Origin of the sequence: Rhodobacter capsulatus (genome assembly GCF_052363175.1) — a bacterium.
Taxonomy (GTDB): Bacteria; Pseudomonadota; Alphaproteobacteria; order Rhodobacterales; family Rhodobacteraceae; genus Rhodobacter; species Rhodobacter capsulatus_D.
Map to the genome: position 1 here is coordinate 2,827,501 of NZ_CP198946.1, position 24,013 is coordinate 2,851,513.

The window sequence follows — 24,013 nt, forward strand, 5'->3', positions numbered from 1 at the left end:
GAGGCGGTCTCGACCGCAAGCCCGTTGCGTTCGTTGTCCATCGAGGCCTTGTCGAGCGAGGCGTTCAGGAACAGCCCCTTGTGATAGGCGACCTTGGTGATGCGGCCTGCGAGCGGCAGACGGTTCACATGGCAGTTGAAGACCGACATGAAGACCGAAACGCGGGTCATCGGCGCATCGCCAAGGCCCAGCTCGGCCGGCGGCACCGCGGGTTGCAGCAGCGACACGACGCCATCGGCGGGCGAGATCATCAGCCCGTCGCGCGCCGGCGTCACCCGCGGCGGATCGCGGAAGAAGTAATACACCCAGATCGTCAGCCCGGTGCCGATCCAGCCGAGCGGCTCCCACAGCAGAAACAGCATCACCGTGATCGCCGCCGCGATGGCGACGAACTTGCGCCCCTCGGGGTGCATCGGCTTGACGAAGGTGGAAAGCATGGAAACGGACATTGCGAGCCTTTCTCGTTGGTCTTTCCGTTGCCGCTTCCTAGCGCAAGTTTCGCCAGAAGGAAACGCCCCCGCCGCCGCAGCGCAGCGGGGCGGAGTGGCAGGTCAGGCGTCTCGTGGTCGATGGTGCTTTCCACCTGATCCAGATCGATGTGCAACAGATCCTTGCCCGGAATGAAATCGATGATCGTGACAAGGCTGTTTCGCACCGCAGGCGTCACCGCTGCCACTCCACGGGCAAGTAGGAGAGATCGTTGGCGCAAAGCGCACCGATCTTTGTCAGATCGCCCCCGCTTCCTGCGCCAGGCAAAACCAGTGGCAAGGTGAACATCACACAGACGAGGCCCATGAGCGTCTGCAAAACGCAGATCCATCAAGTTCATGCAATTTGCGCGCATCAGCCATTCCGCAAATAGTTTCAGCAGCTTGCGGCTAGGGGCTGCGTGGAACGCCTTGCCCGCGTCGGGATGCGTCATGGCAGACCTGAAAACAAAAGACCCGCCCCTTGCGAGGCGGGTCTTGTCCGGAAACCGCGGTGGATCAGATGAGATCGGCGGCGGCCGCCCCGAAGGCGTAATCCTCGACGATCTGATCAAGGGTCACCCCCGTCACATCCAGAAGGGTGACCGCATCGTGGCTCGTGCCCGCACCGTCGGTGACCACGATGATAGTGTCGCCATCCTCGGTCCGCAGCGAAAGCGTCAGCGCATTCTCGACGCCGCCGTTCGAAAGGTCGAACTGCAGCACATCGCGCCCGGCCAGAAAATCGGTGACCGTCACATCGGCGCTCAGCGCCAGCGTCGTCTCGCCCGCCGCGCCGATCACGATCACATCCAGGCCCGCACCACCGGTGATCGTATCCGCCCCCGAGGCAAAGATCGTGTCATGCCCCGCGCCCGCATCGATCAGCGCCGCATCATCGGCCACCAGAGTGCCCGAGGCATCCGCAACCCAGACATCACGGATCACGTCATTGCCGTAGCCGCCGACCAGCGTATCGGCCCCATTGCCACCGATCAGCGTATCGGCTCCGGCATCGCCATTCATCCAGTCATTGCCCGCGCTCTCGCCATCATCGGTCAGCACATCATTGCCATCGCCCCCCCGGGCAAAGTCGTTGCCGCGCCCGACGATCAGGCTGTCAGCCCCGGCCCCGCCGAACATGCGGTCATCGCCACCACCTCCGATCAGCGTGTCCTTGCCCGCGCCACCGGTCAACTGGTCGTTCTGTTCGCCCCCGTCCAGAAGATCGTTGCCCTCGTCACCGAACAGGCGGTCGAAGCCGTAACCGCCATGCAGCTCATCGCCATAAGCGCCCCCCATGAGCTGATCCGCGCCAAGATCGCCCCAGATCGTGTCGGCGCCAATTCCGCCCGTCAGGACGTCCCCGCCGTCGCCGCCCCGCAGCAGATCATTGCCGAGACCGCCATCGATCGTATCGGCGCCTTCACGCCCGAAAAGATGATCCGCCTTGTCGGTTCCCGTCAGCTTGTCATCCAGCTTCGTGCCCCATTGCGTGACAATCGCAGCAGCCAGGGCGGCTTTCGCCGTGGCCGCGATTGCATCGGTCCGCGCGTCAACTGCGTCAGACGTCATCTCCTTAAGGGACAAGACAAATTGATTACGCATGGCCACCCCAGTTGCCGTTAAGAAATATTAACGAATTAGCATGTTCAACCGGGAAGAGAAAATGAAAAGGCGGCCCCTGATTGGGACCGCCCGGAAACGGATTGTTTCGAAGATCAGCGCTTCGAGAACTGGAAGGAGCGACGGGCCTTGGCCTTGCCGTATTTCTTCCGTTCGACGACGCGCGAGTCACGGGTCAGGAAGCCAGCGGCTTTCAGCGCCGCGCGCAGGCTCGGCTCGTGCAGTTGCAGCGCCTTCGAGATGCCGTGCTTCACCGCACCGGCCTGACCCGAAAGACCGCCACCCACAACCGTCGCCATCACGTCGTACTGGCCTTCGACGCCAGCAACGCCGAACGGCTGGTTCACGATCAGCTGCAGCACCGGACGCGCGAAGTAAACCGGCATCTCCTTGCCGTTCACCGTGATCTTGCCCGTGCCGGGCTTCACCCAGACCCGCGCAATCGCGTTCTTGCGCTTGCCCGTCGCATAGGCGCGGCCCTGCGCGTCACGCACCGGGGTGCGCTCCACCACAGCAGCCACCGCCGCCGCCGGGGTGCCAGAGACGGCCGACTTCAGATCGTCGAGGGATTTGATATCGGACATGATCAGGCGCTCCGGGTGTTCTTCTTGTTCAGGACTTTCACGTCCAGAACTTCGGGCTGTTGGGCTTCATGCGGATGGGCGGCCCCGGCGTAAACGCGCAGGTTCGACATTTGCGCACGGCCCAGACGGTTGCGCGAGATCATGCGTTCGACCGCCTTGATCACCACGCGCTCGGGATGCGCCCCTTCCAGAACCTGACGCGCGGTGCGGAACTTGATCCCGCCCGGGTGGTTCGTGTGCCAGTAGTAGCGCTTGTCTTCGCGCTTGGCACCGGTCATCTGCACCTTGTCGGCGTTGATGATGATCACGTTGTCACCCATGTCCATGTGGGGGGTGAAGGTCGGCTTGTGCTTGCCACGCAGGCGCATGGCAACGATCGTCGCGAGGCGGCCCAGAACGACGCCTTCGGCATCGATCAGGATCCACTTCTTCTCGATCTCCGCAGGTTTCGCGGTATAGGTTTTCATTGTCGATCGCCCTTTGAAGGGTTGGGAAACTGGATGCGGGCTTATCCGCGCTTTCCAAAAACAAATCAAGCAAACAAAGCGGAATTATTCCAAACAATTCCAATGGTTTATAAAATAGGTATCTAAATACCTCATGCCGAGGCGCTAAACCTGCCGCTTCGGCGGGATCGCATAGGTCATCGAGGCCCGCGCGACGGGTTCCCCCTGACCTTCGGAAAAGATCAGGCACTCGCCCACCGCCAGACTGCGGCCCAGCTTCAGCACCCGCACCCGCGCCATGAGATCAACGCCCGCCAGCGGCTTGCGCAGGAAATCGATCGTCGCATTCGTCGTCACGGCCAGCGCCACCGGCCCGATGCGCGCAAGGATCGCCAGATAGATGCCGACATCGGCCAGCGCGAACATCGTCGGCCCCGAGACCGTGCCGCCCGGACGCAGGTGGCTCTCGTCGACCTTCAGGCGGATCACCGTCTCCTCGCCCAGCGCGACGATCTCGAACATCCCGGCGACCTGCGGAAATTCGGCGCGCAAAAAGGCAGTCAACGCCGCCACATCCATCTTCAGTTGCATCTTTCCTCCCGGCCTCTCCCGAGCCTAGACTTCGGCTACAGGGGAGGAATTGCAATGAGCGAGCTTGTCGAGATCGAAAAACGTGGCGTCATCGCACATCTGACGTTGAACAGCCCGGGGACGCTGAATGCGCTCTCGGATGCGATGCTGGCGGCACTAGACGCGCGGTTCACGGCGCTGGCCAAGGATGCGAGCGTGAAGGTCGTGGTGCTGAAGGGCGCGGGCAAGGCCTTTTGCGCGGGCCATGACCTGAAGGAAATGCAGGCCGGACGGGCGGCAAAGGATGGCGGCCGGGCCTATTTCGCCGATCTGTTCGCCCGCTGCGCGGCGGTGATGCAGAAGATCCCCGCCCTGCCGCAGCCGGTCATCGCCCAGGTGCATGGCATCGCCACCGCCGCGGGCTGTCAGCTGGTGGCGAGTTGCGATCTGGCCGTCGCGGCCGAGGGCACGCGCTTTGGCGTGAACGGCGTCAACATCGGGCTGTTCTGCTCGACGCCGATGGTGGCGCTCAGCCGTGTCGTGCCCCGCAAGGTCGCCTTCGAGATGCTGACGACAGGCGAATTCATCGACGCCGCCCGCGCGCGCGAGGTCGGGCTGGTGAACCGTGTCGTGCCCCATGACGGGCTGGACGCGGCCACGACGGCGCTCGCCGAAACGATCGGGGCGAAACTCGGCGCGGCGGTGAAGGTCGGCAAGCGTGCCTTCTACGAACAGATCGAGATGGATCAGGCCGCCGCCTATGCCCATGCGGGCGCGGTGATGGTGGAAAACATGCTTTTCCGCGATACCGCCGAGGGCGTGCAGGCCTTTCTGGAGAAACGCAAACCGGATTGGGCCTGAGGGACCAACGCCTCAGCGCAACCGCCGCGTGATCGCCGCCGCCTGCCGCGCGCGTTTGACCGCCTGACGCGCCGATTTCGCGGCCTTGCGCTCGGCGGGCGTCATCTGCGACGCGGGTTTGCCCTTGCCCGCCGCCAGCTCGATGCCCTTGTTGACGCCAAGGCGCAGCAGGCGGCGCAGGATCGTATTCCAGACCATCTGCAAGAGCTTCATCGGATCCATCTTACTCCTCCTCGAACAGTTCGGTCTGACCGACCATGTCGCCCTCGTCGTCCTCGGCCCCGGGCATCGGCCGGTTGTCGAGAAGCCCCGCAGCACGCAATTCCTTGATGCCGGGCAGGTCGCGCGCGGATTCAAGGCCGAAATGATCCAGGAAAGTCTCGGTCACGACAAAGGTCACCGGCCGCCCCGGCGTCATCCGCCGCCGCCCGAGCCGGATCCATTCCAGCTCCAAAAGCTGGTCGATGGTGCCGCGACTGACCGCAACGCCCCGGATTTCCTCGATTTCCGCCCGCGTCACCGGCTGGTGATAAGCGATGATCGCCAAGGTCTCGATCGCGGCCCGGGACAGTTTCCGTTGCTCGACCGTTTCCTTTTGCATCAGGAAGCCGAGATCCGGCGCGGTGCGAAAGGCCCAGGCGTCGCCGATCTTCACCAGATGCACACCGCGCCCCTCGTAACGGCGGCGCAGATAGGCGAGCGCCTCGGCCGCGTCCGAGCCATGCGGCATCCGGTCCTGCATCTCGCGCACCGTCACCGGCTCGGCCGCGGCAAAGAGGATCGCCTCGATCATGCGCTCCTGCTCCGCCAAGGGCGGCGCGTCGAAAAGCGACTTTTCATTCGGATCGTAGCGGCTGTCACTCATGAGCTGGCACGCGGCGTGGTTCGGGCGCGGATGGTGATCGGCGCAAAGGTTTCGGTCTGGCGGATCTCGATCTGGCCCTGTTTCGCCAGCTCCAGAGACGCCGCAAAGGTCGCCGCCGTGGCGGAGCGGCGCCGCTTCGGGTCTGCCCCCCAGCCATCGGGCAGATAATCGGTCAGATCGGTCCAGGCCCCGGCATAGCCGATCAGCGGCCGCATCCGTTCCAGCGCCTCTTCCATGGTGAAGATGTTCTTGCGATCAAAGGCATAGGGGCGGAATTCGTCGCGGGTGCGAATCCGCGCATAGGCCTGCATCAGTTCCAGCAGCGTCGCGGAATATTTCACCTTGCGGACCCGCTCGACAGTCTCGCTGTAACCGCGGGCAAAGAAGTTGCGCCCCAGCTGATCGCGCCCCATCAGCGTCGCCGCCGCCTCGCGCATCGCCGAAAGCCGTTCCAGCTGAAAGGCCAGATGCGCCGCCAGATCCTCGGCCGAGGGGCCCGCCTCGCCCGGTTCGGGCGGCAGCAGCAGACGCGATTTCAAAAACGCAAGCCAAGCCGCCATCACCAGATAATCGGCCGCCAGTTCGATGCGCAGCGCCTTGGCCTCGTTGACGAATTTCAGATATTGCTCGGCCAGCGCCAGAACCGAGATGCGGCGCAGATCGACCTTTTGCGTGCGCGACAGCGTCAGCAAAAGATCGAGCGGCCCCTCGAACCCGTCGACATCGACAATCAGCGCCTCGGCCGCAAGCCGTTCGCTGACACTCGTGCTTTCAAAGAGGCTTGCCGTTTCCTCAGCCATCCGACCCGCCGCCGCCCGCAGCGTCAAATTCCGCCGCCAGCGCCGCCAAGTCAACCGCGCCGGGGGCTTGGCGCAAGCGCAGCGCCGCCGCGGCGCGCAGGCTGGCCGCGGGCGAAAGCCGCCCCGCCGCCGCCACGGTTTCCGCAAATTCCGCGCGCGTGCCGTTGCAATGCAGGATCACGTCGCAGCCGGCGGCGCGCGAGGCCGCCGCGCGCTCGGCATAGCTGCCCGACAGCGCCTGCATCCCGATATCGTCGGTCATCAAAAGCCCGGCAAAGCCGATCTCCTGCCGGATCAGATCGATCATCTTCGCGCTTTGCGTGGCAGGCGCGGCGTCAAAGGCGGTGAAGCGGATATGCGCGGTCATGCCAAGCGGCAGATCGGCCAGCGCCGCGAAGGGGGCGAAGTCGTGGGCGCGCAGATCCTCGGCCGCGGCCGTGACCACGGGCAGATCCTTGTGGCTGTCGGCCTCGGCCCGGCCATGGCCCGGCATGTGCTTGAGCACCGGCAGCACCCCGCCCGCCAGCAGGCCCTCGGCCGTCGCACGGGCGTTTTTCACCACCGCAGCAACAGTTTCGCCCAGGCAGCGGTTGCGCAGAAACGGATGCGTCTGCCCGCCCGCGATGTCACAGGTCGGCGCGCAATTGCCGTCGATGCCGACGGCGCGCAACTCGGCCGCCTGAAGCCGCGCGCGCAGCCACATCCCCCGCGGGCCGCGCAGAAGCGCATCCTCAAGCGGCGTCGCCCAGTCGCGCCAATGGGGCGGCCGCAGGCGCTGCACCCGTCCGCCCTCCTGATCGACAAAGATCGGCGCATCCCGCCCCAGGGCCGTGCGCAGATCGGCGGTCAGGCGGGAAAGCTGCGCGGGATCTTCGACGTTGCGGGCAAACAGGATCAGCCCCCAAGGGTCGGCCGCGCGCAGAAACGCCGCTTCATCGGCGCCCAGCACCGTCCCCTCGACGCCCAGAATCGTGGCGCCACAGGGGGTTACTTGATCACGGTCGGAATGCAATTTGCCCCCTCGGCCACCAGCGCGGCACAGAACTGACGCGCGTCCTCGACGCCCTTGAAGCCCGAGACGCGCAACCGCCAGAAGTTGCGCCCACCCGAGGCCGCCTCCTGCACGATGCGTTTCTTGCCCGCCATCAGCGCCTCGAACCGGCCCGCGATGCGGCCCCATTCGGCGCGGGCCTCGTCGGGGCTGTCAAAGGCGCCCAGCTGCACGACGCGGGTGCCCGAGGGCAGATCGGCCGCCTTGACCTCGACGGATTCGGGGCCAGCCATCGCGGCGGCAACGGCCTGCGCGGCGGCTTCCGCTTCGATATCGGCGGCCGGGCGCGGCAGTGGCCGCGGCGATTTCGCAATGCCCGGCACATCGGCAGGGATCGCCGGCTCGGCCGGTGCGGCCGCGATAGCCGGCGCGTCTTGCACCGCCGCGGTCGTTTCCTGTCCCGGCTCGACCGGAGCTTCTGGATCGATCGGCGGCTCGGCCGTCGGCTCGGGTGCGGCAACCGCCTCGGGCGCAGGCTTTTGCGGCAAGGCACTGTCGGGCACCGGCACCGGAGGGCCTTCCATCGCCAGATCCTCGGCCTCGGGCGCGGAGGCGACCTCGGGCAGCGGCTTGAGTTCGGACATCGGCGCGTCATCGGGCGAGAGCCCGGTGGGCGGCGGCGCCAGCACAACACGGTTCGGCCCCGGGGCGGCCAAGCCAGAGCCAGCCACCTCGTTCACCGCCAAGCCGACATGGGCGGCCATGTCGCCGCCCGGATCGGCGGGCGCAATCCGCGCCGGACCGGCAATCGCATGGATCACCGGCACACCGGACACATCGCGCACGGCCAGACGATAGCCCCAGATGATCACGCCAAGGATCAGCGCGCCGGAAACGGCAGCGCCCGCCCATTGCACCCAGCGCGCTGCCGGGGCGGCAGGCGCACCAGGACCGGAGGCATAATCGCCCCCGCCCTGCCTGCCAAAACCCCCGCCAACGCGGGTGTCGGGATCGGTCATGCTCGCCCCATCTCCGGTTTTCGGGCCGATCCGGCCCTGCCCCCCGGTGGTGCCTTAGCGCATCTCTTCGGCCGGGGTGACGCCAAGAATACCAAGACCGGCCGAAATCACAACGGCCGAGGCCCGGGCAAGGGCGATTTTCGCCGATGAGGCCGCCACATCGCCGTCCTGAATGAAGCGCAGGGACGGCTCGTCATTGCCGCGATTCCACAGCGCATGCAGGTCCGAGGCGATCTCGTAAAGGAAGAACGCGACCCGATGCGGCTCGTTCGCGCGGGCGGCGATTTCGACCTGACGCGGCCATTCGGCAATCTTCTTCGCCAGCGCGCGCTCGGCCTCGTGGCCGTTGCGGTCAAGATCGGCGGCAGCCAGCGCCGCATCCGACACGTCGATCCCCAGATCGCGCGCCTTGCGCAGCACCGAAGCAACCCGGGCATGGGCATATTGCACGTAGAAGACCGGGTTGTCCTTCGACTGCTCGAGCACCTTGTCGAAGTCGAAATCCAAAGGCGCATCGTTCTTGCGCGTCAGCATGTGGAAGCGCGTCACGCCCGCCCCCGCCTGTTCGACCACGTCGCGCAGCGTGACAAAGGTGCCCGCGCGTTTGCTCATCTTGAAGGGCTCGCCGTTCTTGAACAGCTTCACCAGCTGGATCAGCTTGATATCCAGCGAAACCTTGTTTTCCGACAGCGCCGCGACGGCGGCCTTCATGCGCTTGACGTAGCCACCGTGATCGGCGCCGAAGACGTCGATCAGCTGATCGAAGCCGCGCTCGATCTTGGTCCAGTGATAGGCGATGTCGGGAGCGAAATAGGTCCAGCTGCCGTCCGACTTCTTCACCGGCCGGTCAACGTCGTCGCCATAGTTGGTGGAGCGGAACAGCGTCTGTTCGCGCTCTTCCCAATCCTCGGGGAGCTTGCCCTTCGGCGGCTCCAGCACGCCTTCGTAGATCAGCCCGAGATCCTGCAGCCGCTGCAGCGCCGCCTCGATCTGGCCGGTGCCATAGAGCGACTTTTCGGAATAGAAGACATCCATCTTCACGCCGAGCAGCGCCAGATCCTCGCGGATCATCGCCATCATCGCCTCGGTCGCGAAAACGCGCACCTCGGCCAGCCAGTCGCTTTCCGGCTTGTCGATCAGGCTGGCACCGTATTTTTCTTTCAGCGCCTCGCCCACCGGGATCAGGTAATCGCCCGGATAAAGCCCTTCGCGGATTTCGGGCTCGAGCCCGTTCGCCTCGCGGTAGCGCTCATAGGCCGAGCGCGCCAGCACATCGACCTGCGCGCCGCCGTCGTTGATATAGTATTCGCGCGTCACATCGTAGCCCGCGAAGTCGAGCAGCGAGGCCAGCGCATCGCCGAAGACCGCGCCGCGGGTATGGCCCACATGCATCGGCCCGGTCGGGTTCGCGGACACATATTCGACGTTGACCTTGATGCCCTTGCCCAGATCCGAGCGGCCAAAATCCGCGCCCGCTTTCAGCGCCGCGCGCACCACATCGGTCCAAAGACCGGGCGCCAGCCGCAGGTTGATGAAGCCCGGCCCGGCCACTTCGGCCGAGACGATCCGGGCATCGGCGGCAAGCTTCGCCACCAGCCCCTCGGCCAGCGCGCGCGGGTTCATCCCCGCCGGTTTCGCCAGCACCATCGCGGCGTTGGTCGCCATGTCGCCGTGGGCGGCATCGCGCGGCGGCTCGACCGCCACGGCAGAGGTATCAAGGCCCGCAGGCAGCGCGCCTTCGGCCACCATCGCATCCAGCGCGGCAAGCACGACCGCGCGCATATCGGCAAAGAGGTTCATGATCTGATCGCTTCCTTCGTTGCCTCACCCCTGCCAGAGCGGCGCCGTGTCGTCAACTCTGCGCCACCGTTGACACCCCGCAGCACGCCCTGCCCCCCTGAGAAAGCGCGTCGCACCCCGTGCAGATTGACGCATCCGCATTTTTCCGCTAACGCGACCTCACCCGCAATCCGGCGGGCAGACGGGACGCCCGGTTTCATCGCGTCCCCCCCACCCCGCGCGCGGGGCCTTCCCGACGCGCTACAGGACGCCAATGACGAAGTTTTCCGATCTCAATCTTGACCCTGCCGTGCTGCGTGCCATCGCGGATTCGGGCTATGAAACGCCCACCCCGATCCAGGCGGGCGCCATTCCCCCCGCCCTCGAAGGCAAGGACGTGCTGGGCATCGCCCAGACCGGCACCGGCAAGACCGCCTCTTTCACCCTGCCGATGGTCACCATGCTGTCCTCGGGCCGCGCCCGGGCGCGGATGCCGCGCTCGCTCGTGCTGTGCCCGACCCGCGAACTGGCCGCGCAGGTGGCCGAGAACTTCGACACCTATGCGAAATACACCAAGCTGACCAAGGCGCTGCTGATCGGCGGCGTTTCCTTTGGCGAACAGGACAAGCTGATCGACCGTGGCGTCGACGTGCTGATCGCGACGCCGGGCCGCCTGCTCGACCATTTCGAGCGCGGCAAGCTTTTGCTGACCGGCGTGCAGATCATGGTGGTCGACGAAGCCGACCGGATGCTCGACATGGGCTTCATTCCGGATATCGAGCGCATCTTCCAGCTGACCCCCTTCACCCGGCAAACGCTGTTCTTCAGCGCGACGATGGCGCCCGAGATCGAGCGCATCACCAACACCTTCCTGCACGCCCCCGCCCGCATCGAGGTGGCGCGTCAGGCGACGACCTCGGAAACGATCACGCAAAAGCTGATCCAGATCACGCCGCCGCGCCGCGACCAGTCGGCCAAGGCGAAACGCGAACTGCTGCGCGCGATCATCAAGGCCGAGGGCGACAGCTGCACCAACGCCATCATCTTCTGCAACCGCAAGACCGATGTGGACATCGTGGCGAAGTCGCTGAAAACACACGGGTTCAACGCGGCGCCGATCCATGGCGATCTTGACCAGAGCCAGCGCATGCGCACGCTTGACAGCTTCCGCGACGGCTCGCTGCAACTTCTGATCGCTTCGGATGTCGCCGCGCGCGGCCTTGACATTCCGGCCGTCAGCCACGTTTTCAACTACGATCTGCCCAGCCACGCCGAAGATTACGTCCACCGCATCGGCCGCACCGGCCGCGCGGGGCGTCTGGGCACGGCCTATTCGATCGGCACGCCTGCGGATGCGAAATATCTCGCCGCGATCGAGGCGCTGGTGAAGCAGGAAATCCCCCGCGCCGATCCGCCCGAGGGCTTCACCCTCTCGGATGCTGCGCATCGCGAGCCGCGCAAATATGACGACGACAAGGGCCCGCGGTCGCGCTCGTCGCGGTCGCGCTCGGGTCGGGGTCGTGATGAAAAACGCGCGCCGCGGGAAGACCGCGCGCCGGTGATTGCCGCTGTGGAAGAAGACGAGTCGCATATCGTCGACGTGCCCGAGGCGAAGCGCCCCGACAGAAGCCGCTCCGAGCCGCGCCACAACGAACCGCGTCGCGCCGAAAGCCCGCGCTCCGAGCCGATCCGCCCGGAAAGCGCCCGCGAAGATCGCCGCACCGAACTGCATCGCGACAGCCGTCGCGGCCGCGACGGTGGCCCGGCTGTCGTCGGCATGGGCGATCACGTGCCGGACTTCCTGCTGCGCTCGTTCCGCACCACGAAACCGGTGATCGAAGACAAGGACACCGAGGCCGAAGACAGCACCGAGGCCGAGGCGCAAACCCCGGTCGAGGAAACCTCGGAAAGCTGAGCGGTTCCGCTGCAAAGGACAAAGCCCCGGTTTCCCGGGGCTTTTTCTTTTCGTTCAGGCGCCGAAGGTGCGTTCGAGTACGCCCAGCCAGTTTTCATGCGCGATCTTGCGGATCAGCTCCTCGCCCCAGCCATGATCGCGCATCGCGCCGATGAAGCCCTGCAACCCCGCGACATCGCCCAGCACCGCGGGGATTTCCGCCCCGTCGAAATCCGAGCCAAGGCCGACATGATCTTCGCCCAGCCGCTCGATCAGATGGTCGAGATGGCGCAGCATCGGCTCCCAGCCACAGGCCGGATTCTTGAGGCCATCGGGCGTCAGGAAGCTGACCGCATAGTTCAGCCCCACCATGCCGCGGCTTTCGCGGATGATGTTCAATTGCCGATCCGTCAGGTTGCGCGAGGACGGGCACAGCGCATGGGCATTCGAATGGGTGGCCACAAGCGGCGCATCCGACAGCGCCGCCACATCGTCAAAGCCCTTTTCGTTCAGGTGGCTCAGGTCGATCATCACCTTCAGCTTGTTGCATTCGCGGACCAGACGCTTGCCCGCCTCGGTCAGCCCCGGCCCGGTGTCGGGGCTGGAGGGGAAGGCAAAGGGCACGCCATGGCCAAAGATCGTCGGGCGCGACCAGACCGGCCCGAGCGAGCGCAGACCCATCGCATGGAAGGCGTGCAACATGTCGAGATCGGCGTCGATCGCCTCGGCCCCCTCCATATGCATGATGCCGGCGATGACATTTTCCGCCATCGCGGCGCGAACCTCACCCGCGGTACGGCAAATACGGAAGGCGCCCTCGGACGCGCGCTCCATCCAGAGCATCAGGCTCGCCGCCCGCAGCGCCGGATCGGCCGCCTCGGCAGCGTCCATCAACGCGGGCAGCGGCAGGCGATAGGGCGGATTGGCCATCTGCGCCATCAGATCGGCATCGTCATGCGCCGTGGGCGACGGCAGATAGATCGCGAAGAAACCGCCCGCGAACCCGCCCGCACGCATCCGCGGCAGGTCAAGCTGCCCCCTGCCCTCGCCCGTGAGCCAGATTTCATTGCGCTTTTCAGGGGCTTCCAGAAGCCGCAACAACAGATCGTTGTGGCCGTCAAAGACGGGGATCATCGGGTTTCCTTTCCGGCGGGGTCCAGCATCCGGTCCGCGGAGGCCGCGAACAAGCTTTGCGCATAGGCGGTCGTCATCCTTGCATGGGCCAGGTCGTCGCGCGCCAGTTCCTCGACCGCGCGGCCGCCCTGCATCACCAGCACGCGGTCGCACATATGGTCGATCACGGCGAGATCGTGGCTGACCATCAGGAAGGTCAGCCCGCGTTCCGCCCGCAGCCGGTTGAGCAGGTTCAGCACCTCGGCCTGCACCGAGGCATCCAGCGCCGAGGTGGGTTCATCGAGCAGCAAGATTTCCGGTTCCAGCATCAGCGCCCGGGCAATGGCGACGCGCTGGCGCTGCCCGCCCGACAGCTGGTGCGGATAGCGAAAGCGAAACCCGGTCGGCAGGCCGACATCGGTCAGCGCCCGCATCACCCGCGCGTCGGTATCGCCGATGCCGTGAATGGCGAGCGGCTCGGACAGCGTGCGGTCGATGGTGTGGCGCGGATGCAGGCTGGCGTAGGGGTCCTGAAACACCATCTGCACGCGCGCGGCAAAGGCCTTGTCGCGCGGCGATTTCAGCTTTTCCCCGCCGATGCGGATCGCGCCGGAGGAGATCGGCGCCAGCCCGCAGATTGCTCGCAGGATCGTCGATTTGCCGGAGCCGCTTTCGCCGACCAGACCGAAACTGGCCTTGGCGGGCACGCGCAGACTGACCCCTTCGACCGCATGAACAGCGCGGCCATGCGCGCGGAAGGTGACCGAAAGGTCTTCGATTTCAATCAGATCAGACATTGGCCCAAGCCCCCGTGCGATCAAGCCCCGGCAGCGGCGCGCGTGGCCCCCCGATCCGCGGCAGGCAGTTCAACAGCCCCTGCGTATAGGGGTGCTTCGCCGCCATCAGGTCATGCGCTGCCAGTTCCTCGACGATGCGCCCACGATACATCACCAGCACCCGATCGCAGAACCGCGCCACAAGCCGCAGATCGTGGCTGATGAAGATCAGCCCCATGCCGCGGCTTTTCACCAGACCATCAAGGATCGACAGAACCTCGGCCTGCACGGTCACATCGAGCGCCGAGGTCGGTTCATCGGCGATCAGCAGGTCGGGTTCCGGGATCAGCATCATCGCGATCATCACCCGCTGGCCCATGCCGCCCGACAGCTCATGCGGCCAAGCCTCCATCACCCGTTCCGGGTCGCGGATCTGCACGGCTTCGAGCGCCGCAATGGCTTTCTTGCGCGCCTCGGCCCGGCTGATCCTGTCCCGGCGCAGCAAGCCCTCGGTCAGCTGCGCACCGATCCGCATGACGGGGTTCAGCGAATATTTCGGGTCCTGCATCACCATCGCCAGACGCGGCCCGCGCAGGGCGCGCATCTGCTTTTCCGAGGCTTTCAACAGGTCGATGCCGTCGAACTCCATCCGGTCCGCCTCGATCCGCCCCGGAGGGCGGATCAGACGCAGCACCGAGCGTCCGGTGATCGTCTTGCCCGAGCCGCTTTCGCCGACGATCCCAAGCCGTTCGCGGCCAAGGGAAAAACTGACCCCGCGCACCGCCTCGACCGGGCCGGTCTCGGTGGCAAAGGTGACGCGCAGGTTTTCGATCTGCAACAGGCTCATCGGGCGGCACTCCGCGGGTCGAGGACATCGCGCAGACCATCCCCCAGAAGGTTGAAGCCAAGCGAGACGGTGAAAATCGCAAGGCCGGGCATGGTCGCGACCCACCATTGCTCGAACAGGAACTTGCGCCCCGAGGAAATCATCAGCCCCCATTCCGGCAAGGGCGGCTGCACGCCAAGACCAAGGAAGCCAAGCCCCGCCGCGATCAGGATCACCCCCGCCATGTCCAGCGTCACCCGGATGATCACCGAGGGCAGGCACATCGGCACGACATGGCCCCAAATGATCCGCCCCGCCCCCGCGCCCTGCAGGCGAACGGCGGCGATATAATCCGAATTGCGCACGGTCAGGGTTTCCGCCCGCGCGACGCGGGCATAGGGCGGCCAGGCCGTCAGCGCGATGGCAAGCACCGCATTCTCGATCCCCGGGCCGAGCACGGCAACCAGCGCCAGCGCCAGAATGAGCTTCGGGAAAGCGAGGAAAATGTCGGTGATCCGCATCAGCACGGTGTCGATCCAGCCACCGAAATAGCCCGCGACGGTGCCGATCAAAAGCCCGATCAGCGGCGCGGTGACGGCGACAAGGGCGACGATGGTCAGCGTGATCCGGGCGCCGTAGACGATCCGGCTCCAGATATCGCGGCCGAAATCATCGGTGCCAAGCCAGTGCCCGGGCGTGCCGGGCGGCAACAGCCGCTGCGCGAGATCCTGCACAAAGGGGTCATGCGTGGCAAAGACCGACGCCGCGGCGGCCAGAAGGCAGAGCACCGCGATGATGAAAAGCCCGAGCATCGCCAGCGGGTTGCGGCGCAGTCTGAGCCAGGCGAGCCAGGCTTGACCAAGGCGCGCCTGACGGCGCGAGCTGGGGTTCGGATCGGTGAGCCAAAGGGTCAACGCGGTCATCAGCGGGCCCTCGGATCGACAAGGCGGTAGAGGATGTCGGAAAGCATGTTCAGCGTCACGAAGACGACGCCCACGACCACGGTTCCGCCCAGAACGGCGGGCATGTCGGCGGCGAAAAGCGCGTCAGTTATGTAAAGGCCAAGCCCCGGCCAGGCGAAGATGGTCTCGGTCAGCACCGAACCTTCGAGCAGATAGGCGTAAGAGAGCGCGATCACCGTGATCAGCGGCACCGAGACGTTGCGCATCGCATGCACCCAGATCACCCGCCATTCCGGCATCCCCTTGACGCGGGCGGTGGTGATATATTCCTGGCTCAGCTCCGTCATCATGAAGCTGCGCGTCATGCGACTGATGTAAGCCATGGACACATAACCCAAAATCCCGGCAGGCAGGATGATGTGCGACAGCGCATTGGCAAAGATGTCCCAGGCGCCATTGATCGCGGAATCGATCAGGATCGCCCCGGTGTAACGGGTCAGGGTGAATTCGAGCATCATGTCATAGGCGGCATCGAGCCGCCCCGGACCGCCGACCCAACCGAGTTCGCCGTAAAAGATCAAAAGGCCGATCAGGCCGAGCCAGAACACCGGCATCGAATAGCCGACGAGCCCCACCAGACGCACCACCTGATCGGCCAGCGTCCCGGGCCGCGTCGCAGCAAGCACACCGGCCGGCACGCCCATCGCAATCCCGATCACCGTGCCAAGCGTCGCCAGCTCCAGCGTTGCCGGGAAAAACCGCGCGACATCCTCGATCACCGGAGTATGGGTGCGGATCGACTGCCCCAGATCGCCATGGAAGGCGTCGCGGACATAGATCCAGAATTGCAGCCAGAGCGGTTGATCAAGACCAAGCGCGGTGCGGGCGGCCTCGTATTGCTCGGTCGTGGCGCGTTCGCCGATGATCGACAGCACCGGATCGATCGGCACGACCCGCCCGATGACGAAGGTCACCAAGAGCAGGCCCAGAAGCGTGATGGCAAGGGAGAGAAGACCCCCGGCAGCATGGCGCGCAAGCGCAGGCAGACGGGAGGGCGGGGCCGGGGAAGCGTCGGATGTGGTCATGGGCAAAGGCCCCGCCGCGTGAGGGTCGGCCCCACGCGGCGGGATCGTCTTACTTGGTCACGGTCCAGTAGCTGGCCTGGTCGGTCGCGCCGCCCGCGTGGAAGCCCTTGATATTCGAGCGCAGCGCATCTTGCCGCGCCATCTGGAACATCGTCACGAAAGCCGAGGTGTCGCGGTGCACGCGCTGCATGTCTTCATACATCGCGGCGCGCTTGGCGGCATCGGGCTCGGCCACGGCGGCCTCGGCCTGCGCGCCCATCGCACCCGGATCCCAGGCCGTGCGCCAGGCCAGATAGCCGGTCGCCTTCGCCTCGTCCGAGTTGTCGGGGTTTTCGGCGAAGGTCGAGGCGTTGGTATGCGGATCGGGATAATCCGGGCCCCAGGTCTGCAGGGTGATCTGGTGCTGACGGCCGCGGAATTTTTCCAGCACCTGCTTGCCGTCGCCGACATCCAGCGTGACGTTGATGCCGATCTGCCCGAAGGTGTTCTGCACCGATTGCGCGATGTTCATCCGCTCGGGGTTGTTGCGCACGGTCATGCTGACTTCGAGCGGCAGCTTGACGCCCGATTCCGCCAAAGCCGCCTTGGCCTTCGCCAGATCGAGGCTGTAGGGCGTGTCGTCCAGCGCGCCAAGGAAGCCCTTGGGCAGGAAGGCCTGATGCACGACCCACTGGCCTTTCAGGATGCTGTCGGCCATGCCCTGATAATCGACCGCCCACCGCATCGCCTCGAGCACTTTCGGGTTCGCCAGATCCGCCACCTTCTGGTTCATCGCCAGATAATAGATCTGCCCGCCAACGTCGTTCTGCACGGTGATGTCGGGATTGCCCTCGACGCCCGCGATATCGGTCGGCGTCATTTCGCGGGCGATGTCGATGTCCCCCTTTTCCAGCATCAGCCGCTGGGTCGCGCCCTCGGGAATATGCCGCATCAGCACGTTCTTGATCGGCGCATCGCCGCGCCAATGGCCTTCGCGGGCCTGCAGGACATAGCCTTCGTTCGGCTTGAACGAGCGCAGCACATAGGCGCCGGTGCCTTCGGAATGCGCCTTGAGCCAGTCGTTGCCCATGTCGCCATTCACTTCATGCTCCATCGCTGCCTTGACGTCGACGATATAGGCGGGCGTCGCGGTCAGGCAGTTGTAGATGAAGCTCGGCGCATAGGCCTTGTCGGTCTTCAGGATCAGCGTGTCGCCGTCGAAGCTGACCATCTGATCGACGTTGTCCTTGCTCAGACCGAACTGGGTCAGGATGAAGGCCGGGGTCTTGTCCATCTTGACGACACGGCGCAGCGATTGCGCAGCGGCCTCGGCGGTCACGGGATTGCCGCTCGAAAAGGTCACGCCCGCGCGCATCTTGAAGCGATAGGTGACGCCATCGGCATCGACCGACCAGCTTTCGGCCAGGCCCGGCACCAGCTCGCCCGGTTTCGCCGGATCGAGTTCGACGAGCGAATCGTAAAGGTTGTTGTTCAAGTCCGCGCCCGAGAATTCAAAGCCTTCGGCCGGATCGATGGAGACGATATCGTCGATCGCATCGGCCAGAACCAGCGTGTCGGCGGGCGTCTGCGCGAAAAGCGCCGCGGGCGCGACACAAGCAAGAAGGGCGGCGAAAGCGGCCGCCGGGCGAAGGCTGCGGAGTGATGTCATATGCGGACTCCCTGTCCTGTCTGTTCTTGGCGCGAAGCGGCCCAAAGCGGGCCGCCCCAGTCAGACGAAGCTGGCCCGTTCCTTGCGGAAGATCAAGCGCGCCTGAACGCAAAGGCGTCCTGCAAAACCAAAAGCGCGAAAGATTGCCCGTTCGGAAGGCAGAGGAGCACCGCCACAGCGCCGAAAAATCGAGCCGCGAAAACCACATAGGCAAGATGGACGGCAGATCAGTGCGCGTGTCGTCAGGCATGCAATGGCGCCGGGCGCCCCAACCCGCCGCCCTCCGTGGCGGTTCGCGGCGGGAACTGGAGCGCAACCGTTTCCGACATGTCACCATAGCCCTTGCGCCGCCCCGCGCCGGATCCGGAGAATCAGCAATGCCGACACGTCAAGACCCCCGTCCCGGCTGTGTCCCGCTGGTTCCGAAAACCGGGGCCGCTTCGTGGCAGTTGCAGCGAAATCGCAAAATTTTGACACAATTGGCGAAGATCGAAGGTTGCACGGCAACGATCCCTGCGACCGCAAAACGGGAATTATTGCCGCGTGGTTAACAATTTCTTGCTTGTTTTCATGGGTCTCAACGCGAATTAAGGATTCATTAAGGTTTCTTAGCGCCGTCAAGACGTCGTTAACCTTTTGTTTCCATTTTAGGCGACAATTCCGAAAAGCTTCCTCACTGATGCCTCAGCCCGGGGGGATTATGGTCTCATCAAGCAGGTGCCCAAAGGGTACTGAGAGCCGAGGAGAACCAACATGGCGTTCACGTTCCGCAAGAAGCACGAGATGAAAGAAGCCCAGCCGGTTGCGGTCGCCGCGGCGGTTGAACAGCAAGAGCAACTGGGCCTGTCCGAGAAGATCGCCCAATACGATTACCTCGAACATCTGCTCGAAGATCTGATCGTCGAGCAGGAAACCCTGTCGCGCAACTTCTACGCCAAACAGCGCGAAGCCGAGGCCAACGGCGACAGCGTCGCGCTTGCCTCGGGCGAGATGGTGGCCCGCGACGAGATGACGATCACCGACATTTCCTTCCCCGATTTCAAGCAATTGAGCGATCTGGCCAAGCGCGTCGTGCCGAATGGCCTGCCGAATGCGCATCGCCGCTTCGTGCTCAAGGCTTGCAGCCCCGAGATGGTGGCGATCGAGGATCTGGAAGAGATGATCAAGCTCTACCGTTACCGCATGGGCGCGGCCGAGCAGGACATCCTCGATCACCGTCCGAAGACGGTCCTCGAAGCCACCGCGAAGCTGCGTTTCATGTCGAGCCTGATGCTCGACGGCCTCGACATCAAGCATGACTACTTCTTCTACCTGGTCGAGGAATGCGCGATGATCATCGAAAAGATCGAGCGTCGCCGCATCGCCTGACTTCCGTCAGCCCAGCCTGCCGAACGGGGAGCAGCAGGCCGGGCGAACCCCGCAGCAAGGGCTTTGCAGCCCGGTCGGCACCGGATCGATGCAAATCGACATCTTCGGGAGCCTATTTTCCTCAACTCTGAGGAGAGGCCGGACCTTTTAACTCTTTCTTAACCATTCCTGCGCGAATCTTCGAAAAAACAAGGACGTCGGGGCGGATCATCGCGATCGACGGACATGAGGCAAAGGAAGATCGAAATGTCCCCCGAAGACCACAGCCACGAGCCGCCCCGCTTCTGGGAGCGCCTGCGCCGTCGGCTCAGCCCCGCCGCCGCCCGCCGCGAGGCCCGTCTGGCGGAACTGCGCCAGCAGATCGACCGGGTGCGCGACAAGGCGCTGCAGGTCGTCGCCCATGCGGGCGAAGGGCGCGAGCGCTGGCTGCTGCTTCAGGAAGAAGACCTCGATCTGGCCGTAAGCGAAATGCGGATCCTCGCGGCGGTGACCATGCAGGCCGAATTCATTCTGCGCGCGCAATCGCAGCGCACGCGGCATGACACCCTCCCCGAGGCGCAGCTGATCGCGCTGTCGGAACAACTCGCCCACACGCTGGCCGCGCTCGAAGACCTGCGCACCGCGGCGGCGCTGTCGGCGCTGAAGGCGCGGCACGGTCTGCTGATGGCACACCCCGAGCCGCTCGGCCCCGAGGGACGCCGACCGGAAGCCCCCCGCCCTGCCCCGCAACGTGCGGGCAAGACCCGGGTGCTGAACGGCGTTCCCGCCGGGGCGCGGCCGCTGACGACGGCAGTCTGATCAGCCGCGCAGGCGGCCGATCAGACGGATCAGCGGATCGACGATGAACATCGCGAGCGGGATCAGCATCAGGCCGAAGATCAGCCCCAGCACGCCATCGCAGGCGGCGGTGACCAGCCATTCGGTGAACCCGCCCGCGGGCACCAGATGCCCCGCCCCCTCGGCCAGATGGTGGATCGTGTCATTGGCACCGGGCCAGCCAAGCTCCGCCGCACCATGCAGCAGGATCGCGCCGCCAACCCAGATCATCGCCGCCGTGCCGAGGATCGACAGCGCGGTCAGCAACGGCGGCATCGCCCGCACCAGCCCCCGCCCGAGCCAGCGGATCGGCGCGATCGCCCCCTTGCGCGCCAGCCACAGCCCGACGTCATCGGCCTTCACGATCAGCGCAACGCCGCCATAGACCAGCACGGTGATCCCCACCGCCACCACCGCCAGCGCCAGCGCCTGCATCCAGAGCGGCTCGCCAGCGGGCAGCGAGGCCATCGCGATGGTCATGATCTCGGCCGAGAGGATGAAATCGGTCTTCACCGCCCCCGAGACCTTTTCGCGCTCCAGATGCGCGGGATCACCCGCCGGATCATCATCGGGATCGATATGGCTGTCGGCATGCGGCGCATGCGGGAAGAGGACGTGAAAGACCTTCTCGGCGCCCTCGAAACACAGATAGGCGCCGCCGAGCATCAACAGCGGCGTGATCACCCCGGGCGCGAAGGCCGACAGGATCAGCGCGATGGGCAAAAGGAAAACGATCTTGTTGCGGATCGAGCCCATGGCGATCTTGCCGACGATCGGCAACTCGCGGCTGGCTTCAAACCCATGCACATAGCGCGGCGTGACGGCGGCATCGTCGATGACAACGCCCGCGGCCTTGGCCCCGGCCTTGGCAGCACCCGCGGCGACATCATCCACCGAGGCAGCCGCAATCTTGGCGATCCCCGCCACGTCATCGAGAAGGGCGAGAAGGCCGCTCATTCAAATCTCCCATGGGTTTCGCGGGAAAGTAGGGGCTGGGGGGGGGCGAGGTGCAAGGGGGGGACAACAAGCTTGATTTCTATGGAAGGCGCATTCTCCAAAGATAGATTATATAAGCCTTTCGTGCGCCAAAATAATTCATCATGGATATCCTTAGAGATATATCCAAATTTAGCCAAAGCATGCACATAATAGCGCAACAATGTCTCATAATGGGATTCGCTGACGCAATCTTCGCGCCGCGGAATCTGCGAGCAGTCAAGACGAGGCTCTCTTCCATAAGCACCCTCAACGACTTCACAGATTATTCTAGTAGCCCCAATACTCAATTCAGAGTTATAGGCATCGCACTCAGCCAAAGTCGGCCGATAAGCCCATAGGTTTCCTTGCGCCTCGTAAGCCACCTTTTTCACTGCTCCAGCAGCTGTCACGGCCTTATAAACCGAGGCATACAGCACCTTATGTGACCTCAAAGCATTCTCTTTAAGACGCTCCGCTCGCGCATCAAAGACATCTCGATCCGTCGAGAGATCTACATCACACCTCTTATTGTATAGTAACGAAGGCTCATCTTTTATCACCCAATGATCACGCGCGCCTTCAATGTACCATTTTCGCGACTGGCCAAACTTGTGAACAAAAAAATCCACATCGGCCAAACATAGACAGTAGAACCTTCTCGCAATCACCTATCTTACCTCTGCTCCCAGCCTTCATTCGCAGTAATAACACTTATGAAATTCGCCATATACTCAAAATGATCAACCGGCTTATCGCAAAAAAAACCGACGGACAAAAGTCATCAACTAATAAAATCACTAAATATTCGAAAAAATTTTCCAAGTCGGCATCCGAATAACCGCACCTGATGCCTCGAGGCATAAAAAGCTTCCACGCAAGAGTACCCCCAAAAAAAGGCGCCCCCGCAGGAGCGCCTTTTTCTCTTACAGCCCGAGCTTCTTCGCGACGATCTCGTTCACCGCCGCGGGGTTGGCCTTGCCCCCCCGAGGCCTTGATCACCTGCCCCACGAACCACCCCGCCAGCTTCGGATTGGCCTTCGCCTTCTCCACCTGCGCCGGGTTCGCGGCGATGATCTCGTCCACCGCCGTCTCGATCGCGCCCATGTCGGTGACCTGCTTCATGCCGCGGGCCTCGACGATCGCGGCCGGATCGCCGCCCTCGGTATAGACGATCTCGAACAGATCCTTGGCGATCTTGCCCGAAATGTCGCCCGAACGGATCAGCCGGATGATGCCACCGAGCTGCGCCGGGCTGACCGGGCTCTGGCCGATCTCGTGGCCTTCCTTCTTCAGACGGCCAAACAGCTCGTTGATCACCCAGTTCGCGGCCAGCTTGCCATCTTCGGCCACGGCCACCACGGCTTCGAAATACTCGGCATCCGCAACTTCCGCCGTCAGCACCGAGGCGTCATATTCCGACAGCCCCAGATCCTTGACGAAGCGGGCCTTCTTCTCATCCGGCAGTTCCGGCATCGTCGCGCCGATGTCATCGACCCAACCCTGCTCGATTTCGAGCGGCAGCAGATCCGGGCAGGGGAAATAGCGGTAGTCATGCGCCTCTTCCTTGGAGCGCATCGAGCGGGTCTCGCCCTTGTCCGGGTCGTAAAGCCGGGTTTCCTGCACGATCGACCCGCCGTCCTCCAGAATGGCGATCTGGCGGCGGGCTTCGTAATCGATCGCCTGCTGGATGAAGCGCATCGAGTTCATGTTCTTGATCTCGCAGCGCGTGCCGAGATGGCTGAAATCCTGGCTTTCCTGATATTTCTCATACTGCCCGGGACGGCAGACCGAGACGTTCACATCGGCGCGCAGGTTGCCGTTCTGCATGTTGCCATCGCAGGTGCCGATATAGCGCAGGATCTGCCGCAGCTTGGCGATATAGGCGGCGGCTTCTTCCGGGCCGCGAATGTCGGGACGCGAAACGATTTCCATCAGCGCCACGCCGGTGCGGTTGAAATCGACAAAGGACATCGTCGGGTCCATGTCATGGATCGACTTGCCCGCGTCCTGTTCCAGGTGAATGCGCTCGATGCGGACCTTGCGGGCGATGCCCGGGCCCATGTCGACGATGATCTCGCCCTCGCCCACGATCGGGTGGTAAAGCTGCGAAATCTGATAGCCCTGCGGCAGGTCGGGGTAGAAGTAATTCTTACGGTCAAAGGCCGAGCGCAGGTTGATCCCCGCCTTCAGCGCGAGCCCGGTGCGCACGGCTTGGGCAACGCAGAATTCGTTGATCACCGGCAGCATGCCGGGCATCGCCGCATCGACGAAGGCGACGTTGGCGTTCGGCTCATTGCCAAAGGTCGTGGACGCGCCCGAGAACAGCTTCGCATTCGAGGCCACCTGCGCGTGCACCTCCATCCCGATCACAAGCTCCCAGTCGCTTTTCGCGCCGGCAATGACTTTCGGTTCGGGGGCGGTGAAGGCAAGGTGATCAAGCATTGCGGGTTCCCTTTCTCGGCTTCGGCCCTTCTAGGACAGCCGCGCGCGCGGGGCAAGACGAACCACCCGCGCGGCGGCCGGGATGTCGACAGGGCGTATTTGCACCAAGAAAAAGCCGATGTGTTTTTTCCTGGCGCAAATACGTCGGGGTCCGGGG

22 protein-coding genes and 2 pseudogenes (1 of these 24 cut by a window edge) are annotated in these 24,013 nt (G+C 64.3%); 4 read left to right on the forward strand and 20 right to left on the reverse strand.

Features of this window, described 5'->3' with window-relative positions; genetic code table 11:
- The 5 genes and pseudogenes from ACTTAI_RS14850 to ACTTAI_RS14870 all read right to left on the reverse strand — a co-directional run.
- Positions 1-470, reverse strand: a pseudogene (locus ACTTAI_RS14850) (phosphatidylserine decarboxylase) (its annotated part extends 250 nt beyond the left edge of the window); the annotation flags it as partial.
- A gap of 516 nt (positions 471-986) precedes the next feature.
- Positions 987-2,042: a calcium-binding protein gene (locus ACTTAI_RS14855; RefSeq protein WP_444452293.1), complete on the reverse strand. Its 1,056-nt coding sequence runs from the start codon at positions 2,040-2,042 to the stop codon at positions 987-989.
- A gap of 146 nt (positions 2,043-2,188) precedes the next feature.
- Entirely contained in the window at positions 2,189-2,677 is a 489-nt protein-coding gene (rpsI, locus tag ACTTAI_RS14860) for a 30S ribosomal protein S9 (RefSeq protein ID WP_444452294.1), read from the reverse strand.
- Between the two features lie 2 nt (positions 2,678-2,679).
- Entirely contained in the window at positions 2,680-3,144 is a 465-nt protein-coding gene (rplM, locus tag ACTTAI_RS14865) for a 50S ribosomal protein L13 (RefSeq protein WP_013066607.1), read from the reverse strand.
- A 144-nt stretch (positions 3,145-3,288) separates the two neighbouring features.
- Positions 3,289-3,714, reverse strand: coding sequence for a PaaI family thioesterase (locus tag ACTTAI_RS14870; protein WP_444452295.1), 426 nt, complete (start codon positions 3,712-3,714; stop codon positions 3,289-3,291).
- Positions 3,715-3,768: 54 nt separating this feature from the next.
- On the opposite strand from ACTTAI_RS14870, the gene ACTTAI_RS14875 reads away from it, so the two are divergent.
- Complete coding sequence (locus ACTTAI_RS14875) at positions 3,769-4,554, forward strand: enoyl-CoA hydratase (protein WP_444452296.1); 786 nt, start codon at positions 3,769-3,771, stop codon at positions 4,552-4,554.
- Between the two features lie 12 nt (positions 4,555-4,566).
- Here the strand turns inward: ACTTAI_RS14875 and ACTTAI_RS14880 are convergent, their stop codons facing one another.
- The 6 genes from ACTTAI_RS14880 to argS are packed head-to-tail and all read right to left on the reverse strand — an operon-like array spanning position 4,567 to position 10,029.
- Positions 4,567-4,776, reverse strand: a complete 210-nt coding sequence (locus ACTTAI_RS14880; RefSeq protein WP_444452297.1) for a hypothetical protein — start codon at positions 4,774-4,776, stop codon at positions 4,567-4,569.
- A 1-nt stretch (position 4,777) separates the two neighbouring features.
- Entirely contained in the window at positions 4,778-5,419 is a 642-nt protein-coding gene (gene scpB, locus ACTTAI_RS14885; RefSeq protein ID WP_110807293.1) for an SMC-Scp complex subunit ScpB, read from the reverse strand.
- Positions 5,416-6,219 carry a segregation and condensation protein A gene (locus tag ACTTAI_RS14890; protein ID WP_444452298.1) on the reverse strand — a complete coding sequence of 268 codons (804 nt, stop codon included), beginning with the start codon at positions 6,217-6,219 and terminating at the stop codon, positions 5,416-5,418. Before ACTTAI_RS14890 ends, scpB begins: the two co-directional genes overlap by 4 nt.
- Positions 6,212-7,231 carry a glycoside hydrolase family 3 N-terminal domain-containing protein gene (locus ACTTAI_RS14895; protein ID WP_444452299.1) on the reverse strand — a complete coding sequence of 340 codons (1,020 nt, stop codon included), beginning with the start codon at positions 7,229-7,231 and terminating at the stop codon, positions 6,212-6,214. The genes ACTTAI_RS14890 and ACTTAI_RS14895 overlap by 8 nt, the downstream gene beginning before the upstream one ends.
- Entirely contained in the window at positions 7,207-8,229 is a 1,023-nt protein-coding gene (locus ACTTAI_RS14900; RefSeq protein ID WP_444452300.1) for an SPOR domain-containing protein, read from the reverse strand. The genes ACTTAI_RS14895 and ACTTAI_RS14900 overlap by 25 nt, the downstream gene beginning before the upstream one ends.
- A gap of 54 nt (positions 8,230-8,283) precedes the next feature.
- Positions 8,284-10,029: an arginine--tRNA ligase gene (gene argS, locus ACTTAI_RS14905; RefSeq protein ID WP_444452301.1), complete on the reverse strand. Its 1,746-nt coding sequence runs from the start codon at positions 10,027-10,029 to the stop codon at positions 8,284-8,286.
- A gap of 253 nt (positions 10,030-10,282) precedes the next feature.
- On the opposite strand from argS, the gene ACTTAI_RS14910 reads away from it, so the two are divergent.
- Complete coding sequence (locus ACTTAI_RS14910; RefSeq protein ID WP_444452302.1) at positions 10,283-11,923, forward strand: DEAD/DEAH box helicase; 1,641 nt, start codon at positions 10,283-10,285, stop codon at positions 11,921-11,923.
- Positions 11,924-11,977: 54 nt separating this feature from the next.
- On the opposite strand, the gene ACTTAI_RS14915 is transcribed toward ACTTAI_RS14910, so the two are convergent.
- Genes ACTTAI_RS14915 through ACTTAI_RS14940 form a run of 6 tightly spaced genes read right to left on the reverse strand, consistent with a single transcriptional unit; the run spans position 11,978 to position 18,252 of the window.
- Entirely contained in the window at positions 11,978-13,036 is a 1,059-nt protein-coding gene (locus tag ACTTAI_RS14915; protein ID WP_444452303.1) for a dipeptidase, read from the reverse strand.
- Entirely contained in the window at positions 13,033-13,812 is a 780-nt protein-coding gene (locus ACTTAI_RS14920) for an ABC transporter ATP-binding protein (RefSeq protein WP_444452304.1), read from the reverse strand. The genes ACTTAI_RS14915 and ACTTAI_RS14920 overlap by 4 nt, the downstream gene beginning before the upstream one ends.
- Positions 13,805-14,638: an ABC transporter ATP-binding protein gene (locus ACTTAI_RS14925; RefSeq protein WP_444452305.1), complete on the reverse strand. Its 834-nt coding sequence runs from the start codon at positions 14,636-14,638 to the stop codon at positions 13,805-13,807. Before ACTTAI_RS14925 ends, ACTTAI_RS14920 begins: the two co-directional genes overlap by 8 nt.
- Positions 14,635-15,540 (reverse strand): nickel transporter permease, encoded by a 906-nt coding sequence (gene nikC, locus ACTTAI_RS14930; protein ID WP_444452306.1) that lies wholly within the window; start codon positions 15,538-15,540, stop codon positions 14,635-14,637. The genes ACTTAI_RS14925 and nikC overlap by 4 nt, the downstream gene beginning before the upstream one ends.
- Positions 15,540-16,604: an ABC transporter permease gene (locus ACTTAI_RS14935; protein ID WP_444452307.1), complete on the reverse strand. Its 1,065-nt coding sequence runs from the start codon at positions 16,602-16,604 to the stop codon at positions 15,540-15,542. Before ACTTAI_RS14935 ends, nikC begins: the two co-directional genes overlap by 1 nt.
- Before the next feature lie 49 nt (positions 16,605-16,653).
- Positions 16,654-18,252 carry an ABC transporter substrate-binding protein gene (locus ACTTAI_RS14940; protein WP_444452308.1) on the reverse strand — a complete coding sequence of 533 codons (1,599 nt, stop codon included), beginning with the start codon at positions 18,250-18,252 and terminating at the stop codon, positions 16,654-16,656.
- A 753-nt stretch (positions 18,253-19,005) separates the two neighbouring features.
- On the opposite strand from ACTTAI_RS14940, the gene ACTTAI_RS14945 reads away from it, so the two are divergent.
- Together ACTTAI_RS14945 and ACTTAI_RS14950 are read left to right on the forward strand one after the other, a co-directional pair.
- Positions 19,006-19,620 (forward strand): hypothetical protein, encoded by a 615-nt coding sequence (locus tag ACTTAI_RS14945; protein ID WP_444452309.1) that lies wholly within the window; start codon positions 19,006-19,008, stop codon positions 19,618-19,620.
- A 246-nt stretch (positions 19,621-19,866) separates the two neighbouring features.
- Positions 19,867-20,418 carry a hypothetical protein gene (locus ACTTAI_RS14950; protein WP_444452310.1) on the forward strand — a complete coding sequence of 184 codons (552 nt, stop codon included), beginning with the start codon at positions 19,867-19,869 and terminating at the stop codon, positions 20,416-20,418.
- Here ACTTAI_RS14950 and ACTTAI_RS14955 read toward each other — a convergent pair whose 3' ends face one another.
- From ACTTAI_RS14955 to gatB, 3 genes and pseudogenes are all read right to left on the reverse strand, one after another.
- Complete coding sequence (locus tag ACTTAI_RS14955) at positions 20,419-21,393, reverse strand: DUF808 domain-containing protein (RefSeq protein WP_444452311.1); 975 nt, start codon at positions 21,391-21,393, stop codon at positions 20,419-20,421.
- A complete protein-coding gene (locus ACTTAI_RS14960) occupies positions 21,390-22,082 on the reverse strand; it encodes a hypothetical protein (RefSeq protein ID WP_444452312.1) in 693 nt (230 codons plus the stop codon). The genes ACTTAI_RS14955 and ACTTAI_RS14960 overlap by 4 nt, the downstream gene beginning before the upstream one ends.
- Positions 22,083-22,337: 255 nt before the next feature.
- Positions 22,338-23,856: pseudogene (gatB, locus tag ACTTAI_RS14965) on the reverse strand (Asp-tRNA(Asn)/Glu-tRNA(Gln) amidotransferase subunit GatB).
- Positions 23,857-24,013: the final 157 nt, after the last annotated feature.